Annotated in this window: 16 protein-coding genes and 1 pseudogene; 4 read left to right on the top strand and 13 right to left on the bottom strand. The window is 44.7% G+C overall.

Annotation, left to right across the window (positions count from 1 at the left end; translation table 11 throughout):
- Positions 1-79: 79 nt before the first annotated feature.
- The 5 genes and pseudogenes from MKY98_RS15740 to MKY98_RS15760 form a co-directional block, all read right to left on the bottom strand.
- Positions 80-811: a ThuA domain-containing protein gene (locus MKY98_RS15740; protein ID WP_029517231.1), complete on the bottom strand. Its 732-nt coding sequence runs from the start codon at positions 809-811 to the stop codon at positions 80-82.
- A gap of 20 nt (positions 812-831) precedes the next feature.
- Positions 832-1,800: a sugar phosphate isomerase/epimerase family protein gene (locus MKY98_RS15745; RefSeq protein WP_069012738.1), complete on the bottom strand. Its 969-nt coding sequence runs from the start codon at positions 1,798-1,800 to the stop codon at positions 832-834.
- Between the two features lie 75 nt (positions 1,801-1,875).
- Complete coding sequence (locus MKY98_RS15750; protein WP_029517229.1) at positions 1,876-2,958, bottom strand: Gfo/Idh/MocA family protein; 1,083 nt, start codon at positions 2,956-2,958, stop codon at positions 1,876-1,878.
- Positions 2,951-3,718 carry a sugar phosphate isomerase/epimerase family protein gene (locus MKY98_RS15755; protein ID WP_029517228.1) on the bottom strand — a complete coding sequence of 256 codons (768 nt, stop codon included), beginning with the start codon at positions 3,716-3,718 and terminating at the stop codon, positions 2,951-2,953. Before MKY98_RS15755 ends, MKY98_RS15750 begins: the two co-directional genes overlap by 8 nt.
- Positions 3,719-3,902: 184 nt before the next feature.
- Positions 3,903-4,196 (bottom strand): annotated as a pseudogene (locus MKY98_RS15760) (Gfo/Idh/MocA family protein); the annotation flags it as partial.
- Between the two features lie 166 nt (positions 4,197-4,362).
- Between MKY98_RS15760 and MKY98_RS15765 the strand changes: the two are divergent.
- The gene (locus MKY98_RS15765) at positions 4,363-5,181 is read left to right on the top strand and encodes an AraC family transcriptional regulator (protein ID WP_029517226.1); all 819 of its coding nucleotides are present in this window, start codon (positions 4,363-4,365) and stop codon (positions 5,179-5,181) included.
- A gap of 84 nt (positions 5,182-5,265) precedes the next feature.
- Here the strand turns inward: MKY98_RS15765 and MKY98_RS15770 are convergent, their stop codons facing one another.
- From MKY98_RS15770 to MKY98_RS15790, 5 genes are all read right to left on the bottom strand, one after another.
- The gene (locus tag MKY98_RS15770; protein ID WP_069012739.1) at positions 5,266-6,750 is read right to left on the bottom strand and encodes an alpha-N-arabinofuranosidase; all 1,485 of its coding nucleotides are present in this window, start codon (positions 6,748-6,750) and stop codon (positions 5,266-5,268) included.
- A gap of 320 nt (positions 6,751-7,070) precedes the next feature.
- Entirely contained in the window at positions 7,071-7,349 is a 279-nt protein-coding gene (locus MKY98_RS15775) for a hypothetical protein (RefSeq protein ID WP_029517224.1), read from the bottom strand.
- Between the two features lie 95 nt (positions 7,350-7,444).
- The gene (locus tag MKY98_RS15780; RefSeq protein WP_013310862.1) at positions 7,445-7,765 is read right to left on the bottom strand and encodes a hypothetical protein; all 321 of its coding nucleotides are present in this window, start codon (positions 7,763-7,765) and stop codon (positions 7,445-7,447) included.
- A 72-nt stretch (positions 7,766-7,837) separates the two neighbouring features.
- Entirely contained in the window at positions 7,838-8,782 is a 945-nt protein-coding gene (locus tag MKY98_RS15785; protein ID WP_029517223.1) for a Gfo/Idh/MocA family protein, read from the bottom strand.
- Between the two features lie 165 nt (positions 8,783-8,947).
- Positions 8,948-9,637 carry a TerC family protein gene (locus MKY98_RS15790; RefSeq protein WP_029517222.1) on the bottom strand — a complete coding sequence of 230 codons (690 nt, stop codon included), beginning with the start codon at positions 9,635-9,637 and terminating at the stop codon, positions 8,948-8,950.
- A 350-nt stretch (positions 9,638-9,987) separates the two neighbouring features.
- Here MKY98_RS15790 and MKY98_RS15795 point away from each other — a divergent pair, with 350 nt between their 5' ends.
- Both MKY98_RS15795 and msrA read left to right on the top strand, forming a co-directional pair.
- Positions 9,988-10,605 carry a TVP38/TMEM64 family protein gene (locus tag MKY98_RS15795; RefSeq protein ID WP_029517221.1) on the top strand — a complete coding sequence of 206 codons (618 nt, stop codon included), beginning with the start codon at positions 9,988-9,990 and terminating at the stop codon, positions 10,603-10,605.
- 177 nt (positions 10,606-10,782) lie between these two features.
- Entirely contained in the window at positions 10,783-11,754 is a 972-nt protein-coding gene (gene msrA, locus MKY98_RS15800) for a peptide-methionine (S)-S-oxide reductase MsrA (RefSeq protein WP_039270899.1), read from the top strand.
- 108 nt (positions 11,755-11,862) lie between these two features.
- On the opposite strand, the gene MKY98_RS15805 is transcribed toward msrA, so the two are convergent.
- Complete coding sequence (locus tag MKY98_RS15805) at positions 11,863-12,666, bottom strand: lipid II flippase Amj family protein (protein ID WP_069012740.1); 804 nt, start codon at positions 12,664-12,666, stop codon at positions 11,863-11,865.
- 151 nt (positions 12,667-12,817) lie between these two features.
- On the opposite strand from MKY98_RS15805, the gene MKY98_RS15810 reads away from it, so the two are divergent.
- Entirely contained in the window at positions 12,818-13,009 is a 192-nt protein-coding gene (locus MKY98_RS15810) for a hypothetical protein (RefSeq protein ID WP_029517218.1), read from the top strand.
- Between the two features lie 113 nt (positions 13,010-13,122).
- Here MKY98_RS15810 and MKY98_RS15815 read toward each other — a convergent pair whose 3' ends face one another.
- Together MKY98_RS15815 and MKY98_RS15820 are read right to left on the bottom strand one after the other, a co-directional pair.
- Entirely contained in the window at positions 13,123-13,827 is a 705-nt protein-coding gene (locus MKY98_RS15815; protein ID WP_029517217.1) for a YitT family protein, read from the bottom strand.
- A 460-nt stretch (positions 13,828-14,287) separates the two neighbouring features.
- Positions 14,288-15,178 (bottom strand): DMT family transporter, encoded by an 891-nt coding sequence (locus tag MKY98_RS15820; protein WP_029517216.1) that lies wholly within the window; start codon positions 15,176-15,178, stop codon positions 14,288-14,290.
- Positions 15,179-15,267 lie beyond the last annotated feature (89 nt).

Raw genomic sequence — 15,267 nt, forward strand, 5'->3', positions numbered from 1 at the left:
TCAAAAAAGGCGGAATCCCCTAGAGGTTCCGCCTTTCAATCTATTCATTATATAGCTCATCAAAATGTGATGATTGTCATTATACCAACACTCCACCGAGAGGTCTTACCGGTTCACTTCTACCATATATTGGTTTGTTAATACTTGTTGGAGAAGTCCAACGAATACTATTGGCAATAACCTTCAAAATATCAGGCTGGTAATAAGTCGGATAGGTCTCATGGCCTGGGCGAAAATAAAATATTTTACCACTACCTCGACGGAAAGTACATCCGGTTCTAAATACTTCGCCACCTTCAAAGTTACTAACAAATACCAATTCATCTGGCGCTGGAATATCAAAGAACTCGCCATACATCTCTTCCTGCTTCAACAATATTTTGGCGTCAATGCCTTCTGCAATGGGATGTGACGGATTCACCGACCAAATAATCTCCTGTTCACCTGCCACCCTCCATTTCAGATCGCAGCTAGTGCCCATCAGGGCTTTGAATGGCTTGGAAAAATGGCCTGAGTGCAGCACGATTAAGCCCATTCCTTCCTGCACTCGCTTGACAACACGCGCCGTAACTTCATCGCTCACCTGATCATGGGCTTTATGCCCCCACCACAGCAGCACATCTGTGGAATTCAAGACTTCTTCTCCCAAACCATGCTCTGCATCATCACGCAGTGTAGCTGTTCGAATGGCAAATCCCTCTCCTGCCAGGCCGTCAGCCAACGCTTTGTGTATCCCGTCAGGATATATCTGTTTGGCTTCATCATTCAACTTTTCGTTCAAAAATTCATTCCAAATGGTGACGTTAATCATCAACATTTCCCCCTATTAGGTTAGACCCACCACATCTCGCTCAGCGGTTCTTCAATCAGTACCTGGCGAAGATTGTGGACAGCCTTAGTAAAGCCCTCTTCCACGGACATCAGACCATCTTCATGCTCAATACTCACTACATGATCGTATCCCACCAAACGCAGAGCACTGATAATATCTGCCCAGGTTTTTACATCATGTCCATAACCCACAGTACGGAACTGCCAAGCGCGATCTAGCATTTTCGTATATTCCTGCATATCGGTAAGTCCATATTTATTTACATTAATTGGATCAATCGTCGTATCCTTGGCATGAAAGTGGTGAATAGCTCCCTCTCGGCCCAAAATTCGAACTGCCTGCACTGGGTCAATTCCCTGCCACCACATATGGCTCGGATCGAGATTAGCACCAATAACCTCTCCCGCAGCTTCACGTAAACGAAGCAAGGTCGCTGGTGTATGAACGGAGAAGCCTCCGTGTAGCTCCAGTCCAATTTTAACATGATGATCTGCTGCAAATTTCCCCGTCTCGGTCCAGTAAGGAATAATTTTATTCTCCCATTGCCACTTCAACACTTCTTGAAAATCATTAGGCCACGGAGCCACAGGCCAGTTTGGATATTTCGCATCCTCATGATCTCCCGGACAGCCGGAGAAAGTGTTCACAACTGGAACTTCCAGCTTTTCTGCCAATCGAACGGTTTTAAGAAACGTATCATGATCAGCCTGGGCCAAATGCTTTTGCGGATGAAGAGGATTGCCGTGACAGCTAAGTGCGCTAATCGTTAGTCCGCGGGACTCTACTGCCTTTTTAAAATTTTTGAGCGCTGCATCATTCTCCAGCAATTCATCCGGCTTACAATGCTTATCCCCCGGGTTGCCGCCTGTACCGATTTCTACAGCATCCAATCCTTGAGAAGCCACATAATCCAACGCTTCCTCCAGCGAACGGCCACCGAACAACACCATAAATACTCCAAGTTTCAAAAGAAATCCCCCCTGTATCATATGTGAAAAAAGCTGCTTTCATTATAACGATGGTCTATTCGGGATAATTACGGCTTAGTCAAAATAGACAGCTTTTCCCGTACGTGCCGATTCATAGATAGCTTCCAAAATTTCAGTAACAACCAGTGCCTGTTCCGGCTTCACAAGAGGTTCTTTGTCGTCCAGAATAGATTCGATCCACAGGCGGGCTTCGCGGTCTGCTTCATTTTCCGTCTCTCCAGAGTAAAAGGCAACACCACCTGCATCCAGATCTATTTTCGTATCAAACAAACGGCTGTTCTTTTCTCCGTTAATGCGCAATCCATCCTGCATATCGGCTCCGCCTTCGGTACCGCATAACAGTGTCTTCGCTTCGCCAAACTCTACAACGTTCAATGCCCAGCTGGATTCCAGTACAATCGTAGCTCCATTTTGCATCGTAATAAAACCAAAAGCTGAGTCCTCTACCTTAAATTCCTCAGGGTTCCAAGGCCCAAAGGCATTTGCCGCATCTTTACGATCCCCTAGCTTATGGAAAGTTGAACCTAGTACGCTTTTAGGCTTGTAATTATCCATCAGCCAGAGTGTCAGGTCTAGTGCATGCGTGCCAATATCAATAAGAGGACCACCGCCCTGCTTCTCTTCATCCAAGAATACTCCCCAAGTCGGAACCGCGCGACGGCGTAGAGCAATGGCTTTGCCCAGATAAATTTCTCCAAGCTCTCCTTGCTCGACTAATTGCTTCAGGTACAAACTGTCATCACGATAACGGTTTTGATACGCTATGGACAGCTTCTTACCTGTGCGGTTGGCCGCATCAAGCATCTCCCGTGCTTGCTCAGCAGTTTTAGCCATCGGCTTTTCACACAGCACATGCTTACCTGCCTCAAGCGCCGCTACGGTAATTTCCGAGTGCGAGTCGTTAGGTGTACATACATGTACGACTTCAATGTCTTTATTTTCTAACAGCTTACGGTAATCGCTATAAACTTGCGAGCCATCAACACCAAACTTTTCTGCTGCCTCTTCAGCGCGCTCCTGAATGATGTCACAAAATGCAACGATCTCCGCACGCTTCTGCTTGGCAAGACTCGGCAAGTGTTTGCCGTTGGCAATGCCTCCACAACCAATAATCCCGATTTTAAGTGTTTTAGACATGAATATTTCCTCCCTGAGCTGCGTATTGTTGGAGCCATTTAATGCTGGTTTCAATGCTTTCGATTGGAGGGTTTGAGCAGAAATCCTGTTCCACGACGACCCAATCCACACCTGCCTGAATAGCGGCGTCTGTAATGGCCTGAAGCTGCACTTCGCCTTTGCCAAGCTCTACAGTCACTGCTTTTTGCTGCTCGTCACGTGCCATATCCTTTAAGTGAATGATAGGCAGGCGTCCATTATAACGTCCGATGTATTCCACTGGATCATAGCCCCCGTAGTATACCCAACAAGTATCCATTTCGACCTGTAACAAATCATCGGAAACTGCATCATATAAAGCATCGAATACTGGGCGATCATTGATCTTTTCTGTTAATTCAAAATCATGATTATGATAAGCCAGTATCAAACCCTGTTCCTTCACTTTTTCACCAATACGATTTAAATTAGCAAAAAGTTCATCCCACTCCCGCTGTTCTTCGGTTAAATAAGGAACGATTAGGTACTTATTGCCCAATTCTTTGTGGTATGAAATCTCCTCATCCAAATGATCCAGCAAGCGAGAATATTGTACATGAGTTCCGACAACTTCCAGATTCAGTTCATCCAAGAGCGCTCTGACATCCTTGGCATTGCGTCCGAAAAAGGTATGAAATTCTACTCCTTTATAGCCAAGCTCAGCTACCTTGCGCAATGTACCTTCAAAATCCTGTTCAAGCTCTTCCCTTACGGTGTACAATTGCAATCCTACTTTAGCCATTACCCTTCACCTCTTTAAGTTAGGAACCATTATATCTGTTCCATAATACACATCCTCGTCCGGCTTGAACGTACTTACCAGCGTAATGTATTGCCTTCCAATGATGAGTGCTGAAAAGCATGCATGGCTTCTAACACATGGTAGGCCAGCTCAGCATTGGCACGATGGTCCGTGAATTTCAATGCGCCAAAGGCTTTTCACTGTACACATGCTTGCCTGCCTCTAGTATCGCTATATCTGACCATACGTGGCTGCCAGGCACGGTCAGATTAAATACAAGCTCAATTTCAGGCTGGCGCAGTAATTCATCCGATTTGTATACGTTTTCAATGTTGAATTTATCGGCCCTCTCCTTTGCCCTCTCATCCAGTAAATCAGCGATGGCCACCACTTCAATGAGTGGGCTCTTTTGGAGATTTTCAAGATATACCGAGCTAATAGTACCGCATCCGATAATCCCGGCCTTCATTCGTTCCACGTCGTCACACTCCTTGGCCTCCAACATGTACTTTCTCATCTAACATGTAAGCTTTACAGTTCACATAGTATTCTATTTCTGTTTCGTTTAAAATGAATAATATGATTAAAACATGAACAATCTGGTCAATATTTGAAACAGCCATATGCCCAAAGGAGTCATCATCATGTCTATCGTCGAGCCTTGTCAGGTTCTTACCGCAGGCTATTCCTTCCATCGAAAGCCCTTTTATTCGAACCAGCCTGAGGGGATCAAAAATTATTTATTCCGTTTGCAAACAGATGGACGTTGCCAAGCCCGCATTAACGGGGAAATGACACGGATTGAGGCAGGTGACCTACTGTTATTCAATCCTACCGAGCCTTATGAACTGGATATTCATAGTGAGTTGAATCCCATGGGAGAGCTGGTCGTGGAAAGCGGAGATTATCACATTTTTTTCGGTGGTTCCTGGGTAGATGAGTGGTGGAACCATCATAAACGACCCAACAGAATTAAGGTTCAGCTCACAGAAGCCCTGCTTGGCCTATTTCGTCAGCTTGTGATGGAGCAACGACGTATTTCTAATCCTTACCCGGAAATATCAAGTTATTACATACGCATTTTATGTTTGGAGTTTGACCGTATGCTATCCGATCATCCTATCGCTACTCATCATAACTATCTTGCGTATCAGATTAAAAATTATATTGAAGAAAATGCATCCTCTAACTTCAAACTGGATGACGTGTCTTCACACGTCGGTATCAGCGTATCCCGAGCAGTACATCTGTTTAAGGAAACATTCGATACGAGCATTATGCAGTACACGCTGGACATCAGGCTTAACATGGCGAGAGAACGAATCATTTTCAGTCCCATGTCACTGGAACAAGCCGCCGAATCGTCAGGATTTGCAAATTACACGTATTTTCACCGTGTATTTCGTTCCCGCTTCGGTATGTCGCCCAAAGAATTCAGGGTGATTCACCGCGAGCAATTGTAGGACAAAGAGAGCGTTTACCTGAACGCTCTCTTTGTTCATAACCAATAATAGTGGATACTGCTTACATACCACGACCCAGCTTTTTTACGGAGCAATTGTCAGCATCACTACTGACATTGGTGGCAGTGTAACATCCAAATGCTGACCTTGAAGCTGATAGGATGTGAAAGCTTCCTTTTTCACACGCTCTGGCTGATCAAACGTATTATGTGCCTGCATATCGTCGTTGGCAAGGACAACACCACTGATCTTTTTAACCTCTTCCAGTCCTCTTAGCTCCAAATTCAAGTTTGCCGACTCGCCCGGATGGACGTTGCAAAAGCTGATATGAATATTACCATCCTGCGCCTTGGAGGCGGACACGCTTACTTGCGGGATGGAATCCCCGTCATATTCATAATCGCCTACCTTTACATGAACAGCCAGTGCTTGCGCATCCTGATGCACCTTAAACATTTCAAATATATGGTATGTCGGCGTCAACAGCATAGCAGGACCTTCGGTCAGAACCATTGCTTGTAAAACATTGACCATTTGAGCAATATTCGTCATCTGTACTCGGTCATGGTGATTATGGAAAATGTGTAGATGCAGCCCAGCTACCAGCGCATCGCGCATCGTATTTTGTTGATACAGGAAGCCCGGATTGGTCCCTGGCTCAGTCAGGAACCAAGTTCCCCATTCATCGATGATCAGTCCGACCCTTTTGTCAGGATCATATTGGTCCATAATAGCAGAATGACGAGTAATCAATTCATCCATGTGCAGTGATTTTTTCATCGTCTCGAACCATTCCGCTTCATCAAAGCCGAGTGCTTGCCGTTTCCCTTCCCAGTTTCCCGGGATCGTATAGTTATGCAGGCTCAAACCGTCCATAAGATGCCCAGCTTCACGCATCAACACTTCGGTCCAACGATAATCGTCCACATTCGCCCCACCTGCAATCCGATAAATGCGGTTCTCGCCATAGTTACGGACATATGTCTGATAGCGGCGATACAGATCGGCATAATATTCTGGGCGCATGTTACCGCCACAACCCCAGTTTTCGTTACCCACTCCAAAATATTTGAGCTTCCATGGTTTCTCACGACCGTTTTCCTGACGCCATGCAGCCATTGGGGACTCTCCATCGAAGGTCATGTACTCTACCCATTCCGACATTTCCTGAACTGTACCACTGCCGACATTTCCACAAATATAAGGCTCTGCATCTAACAGCTCGCACAATTGAAAAAATTCATGTGTGCCAAAATGATTATTTTCAACCACACCGCCCCAATGCGTATTTACCATTCTCTTACGATTTCCTTTGGGTCCGATACCATCTTTCCAATGATATTCATCGGCAAAACAGCCTCCCGGCCAGCGCAGCACAGGAATATTCAGCTTTTTCAGCGCTTCCACCACATCATTACGAATTCCGTTTGTGTTCGGAATCGGTGAGTCCTCTCCAACCCATATGCCTTCATAAATGCAACGTCCAAGATGCTCAGCAAATTGTCCATAAATGTTTTTATTAATAATGCCTTGTTTCCAATCGGTATTAACAACAATAGAACCCTTCACAACAAACCCTCCCCAAAAATATTAAGATTGTTGGAACACCCGCACAAATGTTTGCGCTTTCATTTTGGCCTAAATACCACTCATACCACCGATTTTCTTTCGATCTTAATTTTTACGCATCATTACTTTTAGTAAATATTAATATAAATATTAATAATTAAACAAAAATATTTCACGTGTTTAATATATTTTATTGTCTACTTTTTGTCAATCGTTAAGAAAAGGTCCAATCAAACCAAAAAGCCTGCCATTAAGGCAGACCAAGGTATGACTACTTTAACCCGTAATCCAGGTTCAGCCGAGCCTGAGCATTGTATCTTTTAGGCTGTTCCTATCCACCGTGAACCATGGTAACTGGGACAATTTTGAGCTGCCGCCAAAGCACGTACACGAACAATACTTCCGCTGATACCACACGTATGTCCGGACATTAACTCTTCACATTGTGAGCAGGCCAACAGTCTGGCTTCGTACACTTCATCGTTTACACATTCCATTTTGGGTCTCATGTTGGTTAGAATTCTGGTAATTTGCTCTTCCGATATCGAGATATCTCTTTCACAACCTTTGCAGGTGCTTGGCACAGGTATATCTTCCATCGTCAGCTTACCTCCCCATCAACAATGTCTTAAGTAAATATAGTGAGTCCATGATGCCATAAATGATAACAGTATATCCTTTATTCTGGCTAGCCCTATTTCCGTTCCGACGGAAGGCTGGCAGCCGCCTCGGATACGACCATCGCCAAGTCCTCATTTCCGAACATGGATAGTACCCCTAATACTGTATCCAGCGGAATATCACCCGCTTCTTCACGCGATACAGTCAATTTGCGTACTCGTAGCAGACGCTCGTTGCTATCCTGATGCGGATACGCTACACGATATAATTCCTCTGGCTCCAACCCGTGATTGATACACCATTGCGCAAATACAAGAATCATCATATCTTCTTCTTGCTTATAATTTTCGATGATGGCTTCTTCTAGCTGTTTACCACGATTATCTTCTTCCATTCATTCATTTCTCCTTCAACCTAATTCTTGATGTCTGTCTGGACTGTTAAGATCATGTTCGGACGTTCCATATTAATCACTCAAACGGTTGATCAGTTCGTCAGCCAGCATATGGCTTTCCAATACTTTTCCAGCTCGTACAGCACACTCCTCCGGACGATGAATATGCTCCAGAAAATGATTCACGACTCCTGTGAATCCTCGTCTTTCCAAAATCGTATCCCAGCTTCCAAAAGCTTGCGTTAATGGTGAATGATTTTTTTGCATAAAAACAGCCTGTTCCATATTTGTTACTTCAACAGACCGTCCTGCCCCGTGAAGCTCCAGTTTTTCTATGTCAGCTCCTGCCTGTCTACTCATACTGTAGCTTCCGGTGGCATTTCCCAAACGTACAGTCCCGAACGCAGCATCCATATATCCTTCACTCGTCGTATTCAGACTACTATGCAGCAGTTCATAATCATCGCCACCCAGCCACAAAAGCAAGTCAAGCATATGAATTAAATCATCATAAACCGTCTGTGCCGCCGGTCTTCGATCATATCCAGTACGATGTTTAATAGCCGCACATTGACTGAATCCACCCGCTTCCTCTAACCAAGCCTTAGCAGCAACATAATGCGGGGCAAAACGCCGATTAAATCCCACCGCCAGCAGCACGGCCTGTGCTTCCGCAAAAGCGGTCATTTCCAGATTCTGACGAACATCATAGGACAACGGTTTATCCACATACACGGCAATCCCTTTTTCAATACACGCCATAACCAGATCAAAATGAGCTTCGGTCGCGGCATGTATAAATACAGCTTCCGGTTCCCATGCCAGCATCTCCTTCACATCTGTCGTTCCTCTAGGCAACCTATATTGCTCCATGACGGAACTTACCGGCTCCTGTGAACGGTTCATGACACCTACAATGTCTACACCTTGGTGTGCAGCCAGTAACGGCAAATATACTTTACGAGCAATACCACCCAGTCCCGCAATGGCTACCCTTGTCTTCGTTTGCTTGTCCATATCATTCCCACCTCTAATCACTCATTCATCTGTTGTCTAGTTTACATGGAAGTCTGCTGACAAGTAAAGAAAAGAGACTGCTCCGGGTCCAGTTGGACAATAACGGAACAGCCTCTATGGCATGAACATTCAGCTTCAGCTAAGTTTACCTCAATGTAAGTTAGCTTAGGCGTGCTGCACTTGCTTTCTTGTTTTTTCACTTTTGATTTTTTTAACACGCATCCCAATGGCTACAACCAGAACCACAACCAGAACCTCAAAGCCGTATTTAACGACCCCGTTCATAAACCAGTGTGCAATCAACGGTTCCGCCACCACCATTTTGGCAGCAGTATAAGCAAGTACAGCAGCCCCAATCGTAATAACTACTGGGTAACGTTCTGTCAGCTTCAAGATAATCGTACTTCCCCACACCATGATTGGAACAGAGATTGCAAGACCCAATATAACGAGTAGCATATTTCCATGAGCTGCGCCCGCTACAGCAAGTACATTGTCGAGCCCCATCATCGTATCCGCGATAATAATGGTGCGGATCGCTGCCCACATTTGATTCGTGGCTGAAATTTCATGCTTCTTCTCTTCGACCAGTAGCTTATAGGCGATATAGATAAGTGCGAGTCCCCCAATCAAACGCAATCCATAAATTTGCAATAAATACGTGACCAGCACCGTAGCAATCACACGAATGATGACCGCTCCGACCGTCCCCCAAATAATGACCTTCTTTTGATTGGCCTTATCAACATTGCGAGCCGCCAAACCGATTACGATTGCATTGTCACCAGCTAGCACCAGATCAATGATAATGATGGATACTAATGCGGTTAAAAACTCAATTGACAACAAATCCATACGTTTCTCCCACCTTTTTTATTTATTTGTTATACTGTACATAGTTCAGCGCTTTATACTAAAAAAGCGCCATTTCACGGAATCCGGAAACGGCGCTGACCCAAATTTGGCATCAAAAAAAGACCATTTACCCGGATTCCTAAAATCCTGGCAAAGGTCTCGCTTACAACATTACGTTGCCAATAAAGCCGGGGATTAAAAATCCCGTAATGACGACTTTACTCGTTGAGCTACTCCCCTTTGGGAACTATTCTATTAGTGGCAGTATAGCACACATTATTAGGAATGTGAACCCTATTTTTTTCTGTATAAGCGATAAGCCGTACAGGGATATTGAAAGAGGTATGTAAATGAAAAAATGGCTACTTGCCGCTGCTTATGTTTCGCTGCTTTGCATCGCGTTTATCTACAGATATGATTGGCTCGCCTGGGCGGACAAGCAAACCTCCTTTCCAGTTCTGCTACTGCTCGCATTTTTATTCGCGTTAATACCGTTTGTGCCTTACAAGCTGATTATCGCTTCTATTGCTTATGCCGCAGGTCCTTGGCAAGGTGCTCTGATTTGCTGGCTAGGCACTACCATGGCTGCACTGGTCGTTTTCATTGCAGTACGTACCCTGTTTCGTGACAAAGGACGAGCCTATTTGAAGCGGGTTCCTGCATTGGAGCGCTTCAATCGGGTCATGGAAAGGGAGCCTTTTGCTGCTGTTCTGCTGGCTCGCCTGATTCCGGTCATCCCCCAGGCAGCGGTAAATGTATACGCTGGAGTAGCGGGTTTTCCGTTCTGGAGCTTTATCCTAGGTACAGCTATTGGCAAGCTTCCCGCAATTGCGGTGTACGCTTATGCTGGCGGCACCTTTGCAGAACACCCAATCACTGGTTTGCTCATTTTGGTGCTATATACTGCATTGGTGGGCGGCGGCTTTATACTCTACCGAAAAAGGCTTCAACGCATCAATAGAATTTAATGCGACAGTTTGCTACCGTTTCTGTAGGATGTTTCATGGCAATTTTGAGGACAGAGCCAGTTACACGCCGTTTGGTTTCTGACGTTTCGTTGGATTTTGCAAAAATCTCGTATATAATTTAATTGTAAACTATTTAAATAACAACTAATTAAACATTCTCAGATTGGAGTGACAAATATGAGCACCAACAATCCACACACGGTAGAAAAAGCAACTTTTGCAGGTGGCTGCTTCTGGTGCATGGTTTCCCCTTTTGAGGAATTACCCGGTATTTTGAAGGTTAGATCTGGATACACAGGGGGACATACCGAAAATCCTACCTATGAAGAGGTATGCTCTGAAACAACGGGGCATGTGGAAGCCGTACAGATTACATTTGATCCACAAGTTTTCCCGTATGAAAAACTGTTGGAGCTATTCTGGCAGCAGATTGATCCGACGGATGAAGGTGGACAGTTTCACGATAGAGGTTCATCTTACCAAACGGTTATTTTCTATCATAATGAAGAGCAGCGAATCAAGGCAGAAGCTTCTAAAGAAGCTTTGGCTCAAAGTGGCCGCTTCGACAAGCCCATTGCTACACCGATCCTGCCTGCGACCACTTTTTATGAAGCAGAAGAATATCATCAGGACTACCATAAGAAAAACCCCGTTCATTACAAACGCTACCGCAAAGGTTCGGGACGTGAAGATTTTATCGAACAAAATTGGTCTGGCAAGATTGATAAATCCGATCTTAAAGATCGGCTGACGCCTATTCAATACGAAGTAACACAAAAAAACGCGACCGAGCGTCCTTTTCAAAATGAGTTTTGGGATCATGAGGGTGAAGGCATTTACGTAGATATCGTATCAGGAGAGCCCTTGTTCAGTTCATTGGACAAATATGATGCAGGTTGCGGTTGGCCCAGCTTTACCCGTCCGCTGCGCAGCTATAATGTCAAAGAAAAAACCGATCTCAGCCATTTTATGATCCGTACCGAGGTGCGAAGTCGCGAAGCTGACTCCCATTTAGGGCATGTATTCGATGATGGTCCAGGTCCAGATGGTCTGCGTTATTGCATCAATTCCGCCGCGCTCCGCTTCGTGCCTCAAGCAGACTTGGAACGTGAAGGATACGGAGCATATAAGTCATTATTTGAACAGTAAGTATCCATAAAATCATTGGAGCTGACCCGCGATCTATCTTTAATAGATGATCACGGGTCAGCCTTTTTTTGGGATATGACAGCAGCACATCATTACGAAAGCTAGCAATTAACTCATTACCCATCCAAGCCAAATTGCTAACGGTACTAGCAATAGCTGAGCTAATAAAGTACCTGCCAAACGCGACATGATCATCCAGCCGTACATACTGTTCATCCGAGTTAAGGGTAGCTCCCCTCGTAGCGTTTTCTCCGACAGTACCGCCAATCTTGGATCAATTAACAAGGTCAATAATACCGTTGCAACGCCATTGATTAGACCTGACGACATTGACATTGCTGTACCTTGTGCAGGCCACAGGAATGAAGCATATAAAGCAGATACTACTCCTGTTGTATAAATCGCAGTAACGGTTATATTCAGAATAATTAGACGTTTGGGTATCGCTCCGCTAATCAATGAAGTAAGCATAGACCAGGTGGGACGTTTTATGTAGTAGCCTGCATGTTTCCAGCGACTTCGCAGCATTAAATGACGCACCAAAGCCGGAATAGATCCGGTATGCTCCAAATGCACAATCCATCTGGCTGACATGCGTACCACTGTTGGATACAGTAATATAGCAAGTATGGTTCCAACGGTTGCTGCCAGCAGTACCCCATGCATATATAGTTCCAGTCTAATATTCGTTCCGCCCACTTGTGCTGCTGCTTTAGCCTGATCGACCATCCCTCCGAGTAAAGGCCCCTGCGCCATGTTAGAGGTGCGTGAAACCAACAGCAGCATTCCCGCAACGGTTAACGCTAATCCAATCCGACGCGCTCGCAAACCACCAAGCCGCAGAGCATAGGACAAGCTATCTGTAGTATGAATGATGATAGTCAGCAAAAAAACAAAACCCCAGGCAAGCAAATGCTTCACTCCTTTTTCTGGTATTCTGCACACCATTATACGCTTTTTCTCAAGATACATTTTACAATATATTCATTTCTTTGATTTCCGTTTGTTTAATCCTACAACGGGTAATACATAGTACATCATCTGCTATAAGGAGTGTGCAACTATGCCTTGGAACAAACATGATTACCCTCCATCCATGAAAAACCTGGAACCTCGTGTGCGAGAAAAAGCCGTTGATATTGCTAACGCTCTACTCCGTGACGGCTACGAAGAAGGTCGCTCGATTGCGATTGCCACTTCCCAAGCCGAGGAATGGAACGATAATCATCCAGCCGAGCAAGATGAGAAACAGTAGAAAAAATATAAAACGGACGCATTCAGTCTACTTTAAAACCTTCCTGATAGAAGCTGAATACAGCGAAAGGGTGTTACGTAAGAAGATTTCTCTCCTAACGTAACACCCTTTCCTTATTGACGAAGGCTGTGGACGACCGGCACTGTTTTGGCAACTACCTTTTTAGCGGGAATAGCCGCTGGCAGTACCTTTTTCACAGGTCGGTGCAGTTGGAACGTGGTCGTCCATGTAATTATTTTTCCGGCAAGCCACACAGCCAGTATTGTAAACATTGTTTCCTTCATAGGCAGATACAAGAGTGATAATCCCAGTACGATGATGTCACTGACAATAAACACGTTGCCGATTTTCCACCCGCGCCACTCACTGATCAGCAGAGATAAGATATCATCGCCCCCGGTTGCTCCACCGAATCGCAGTACGATTCCGGCTCCCAAACCTGTAAGCACCCCACAAAGTAGAGCAGCTATCAGCAGATTTCCATGTAGATCTATAACCAGAGTCGAATACTTCTCAAATCCTGCATAAAACAGTGAAAAAGCGACGGCTCCGATTAACGCAAGCAGCATAAATCTTTTGCCCTTCAGTACCCATGCCAGCAATATGACGGGAATATCAAGCAGCAACATACTCCATGCTGGAGATATGCCAAACGCGTAATGTCCCAGCAGGGCCAAGCCTGCAAATCCGCCTTCTGACAAATGATTTTGGGCATTAATGTGATAGTACGTAAAAGCTAAAATGCATGTTCCGAGCAACATGACAGCAATCTGTCTCAATGCTCCATTGTTCACGATAGATTCGTAAGTTTTCCTCATACAGGCTCCCTCGGTTTCTCGTAAGTTTGATGTGGATGAACCCACTCTTACGGAAACTACCAGGTAAGATGTGCCTGGAGGACTTGGTCCTTCGCATGTACAATCCCCTCTTCCGCAGAGTTGGCTTTCGCAACTTGACGTTACTCCGCGGAAAAGCTAAGTATAAGACAGATCAAATCGTTTCCAAATCGTCCTTTGGGGAAGTATCCTTCGGGGACACATGGTATCCTGATCCTTTCTTTTGTGGAATAAAACTCCGACATTTCTGTGGTACATATAATTCTATAATTTATTATACCACACCTTGTCACCTGCTAAACAGCTTGCTTTTTTGCTGCACCATATTTTATTTTATGCGTGAGCATGCTTTATTGTATGTGTGAATTAACGCATTATACCGAAGGTTTGGCGAATGTACATTTAATATAACCCAAATCGTATTTTATTTTTGTTTAGATTATTATCCACTTAATTTGGCGGTTCTACGCTGATTGGCCATAAACACTCCTCCAAGTATAAGGACCAGCCCGGTTAGAACGTTCCAGCCGATATGTTCATTCAAGAGCAAAAAGCCCCATACAATGGCACTTACTGGTACAAAATACGTCACCGAAGAAGCAAATTCCGCACTCCCCCGCAAAATCATGTAGTTGAACAAAATATATGCTACTCCTGATCCCAAAACTCCCAGTCCTATAAGAGAACCCAATACACCTGAATCAGAAACAATCGACAAATCAGGTCTCTCCACCATTGCCATCATAATGCCACCCCCTACCGCCGCACCAAGCAGTGTCGCAAAGGTAGCCTGATACATGGAAAGATTGGAAAGAAAACGTTTGGAGAGCTGTGTTCCAAATCCGTAGCAAAGAGTCGCAAGCAGCATACACCCAAAACCCACAGGATCAACAGAAATAATAGATGCAGGATTAATACCCAATAAAATAATAATTCCTACAAAAGCGAGACCCATTCCTAACCACTGCATTCGATGAAAAATAGCTCCGAAAAAAACAAGCCCCACCAACATGGTCCATATGGGCGTGGTAGCATTCAATACAGAAGCCATGCTGCTAGCTATTCTGGTCTCGCTAAAACCGATCAATGTCCATGGCAAGACCATGTTGACCGAAGCTACCAGAGTAACCGATTTCCACGGAATGCTTTTGATTTTAAACGGCCTGCGCATAAGTATCATTAACAAGACAATAAAAATAAGCCCAAAGCTGGACCTGAGAAATACAATAGTCCACGGCCCTACCTGATGTAGCAACAACACCTTGATAAACATAAACGAACCGCCCCAAATGAGGCTCAACAGTAATAAAGCTGCATATAACGAACGTGACAATATGTATACCTTCTTTCTCCACTTTCTTAAGTTAAATAGTAAAGGCTGACCGCAGTCAGAACGATCTCCCCTTTTATGTAAGTTTTTAT

The organism is Paenibacillus sp. FSL M8-0228, assembly GCF_038007385.1.
GTDB lineage: Bacteria > Bacillota > Bacilli > Paenibacillales > Paenibacillaceae > Paenibacillus > Paenibacillus polymyxa_D.

What these genes read in the sequence shown, in the direction of transcription:
- MKY98_RS15740 (WP_029517231.1), bottom strand. Translation starts at nt 811, where the DNA reads ATGATTAACGTCACCATTTGGAATGAATTTTTGAACGAAAAGTTGAAT.
- MKY98_RS15750 (WP_029517229.1), bottom strand. Translation starts at nt 2,958, where the DNA reads ATGTCTAAAACACTTAAAATCGGGATTATTGGTTGTGGAGGCATTGCC.
- MKY98_RS15755 (WP_029517228.1), bottom strand. Translation starts at nt 3,718, where the DNA reads ATGGCTAAAGTAGGATTGCAATTGTACACCGTAAGGGAAGAGCTTGAA.
- MKY98_RS15765 (WP_029517226.1), top strand. Translation starts at nt 4,363, where the DNA reads ATGTCTATCGTCGAGCCTTGTCAGGTTCTTACCGCAGGCTATTCCTTC.
- MKY98_RS15775 (WP_029517224.1), bottom strand. Translation starts at nt 7,349, where the DNA reads ATGGAAGATATACCTGTGCCAAGCACCTGCAAAGGTTGTGAAAGAGAT.
- MKY98_RS15780 (WP_013310862.1), bottom strand. Translation starts at nt 7,765, where the DNA reads ATGGAAGAAGATAATCGTGGTAAACAGCTAGAAGAAGCCATCATCGAA.
- MKY98_RS15785 (WP_029517223.1), bottom strand. Translation starts at nt 8,782, where the DNA reads ATGGACAAGCAAACGAAGACAAGGGTAGCCATTGCGGGACTGGGTGGT.
- MKY98_RS15790 (WP_029517222.1), bottom strand. Translation starts at nt 9,637, where the DNA reads ATGGATTTGTTGTCAATTGAGTTTTTAACCGCATTAGTATCCATCATT.
- MKY98_RS15795 (WP_029517221.1), top strand. Translation starts at nt 9,988, where the DNA reads ATGAAAAAATGGCTACTTGCCGCTGCTTATGTTTCGCTGCTTTGCATC.
- msrA (WP_039270899.1), top strand. Translation starts at nt 10,783, where the DNA reads ATGAGCACCAACAATCCACACACGGTAGAAAAAGCAACTTTTGCAGGT.
- MKY98_RS15810 (WP_029517218.1), top strand. Translation starts at nt 12,818, where the DNA reads ATGCCTTGGAACAAACATGATTACCCTCCATCCATGAAAAACCTGGAA.
- MKY98_RS15815 (WP_029517217.1), bottom strand. Translation starts at nt 13,827, where the DNA reads ATGAGGAAAACTTACGAATCTATCGTGAACAATGGAGCATTGAGACAG.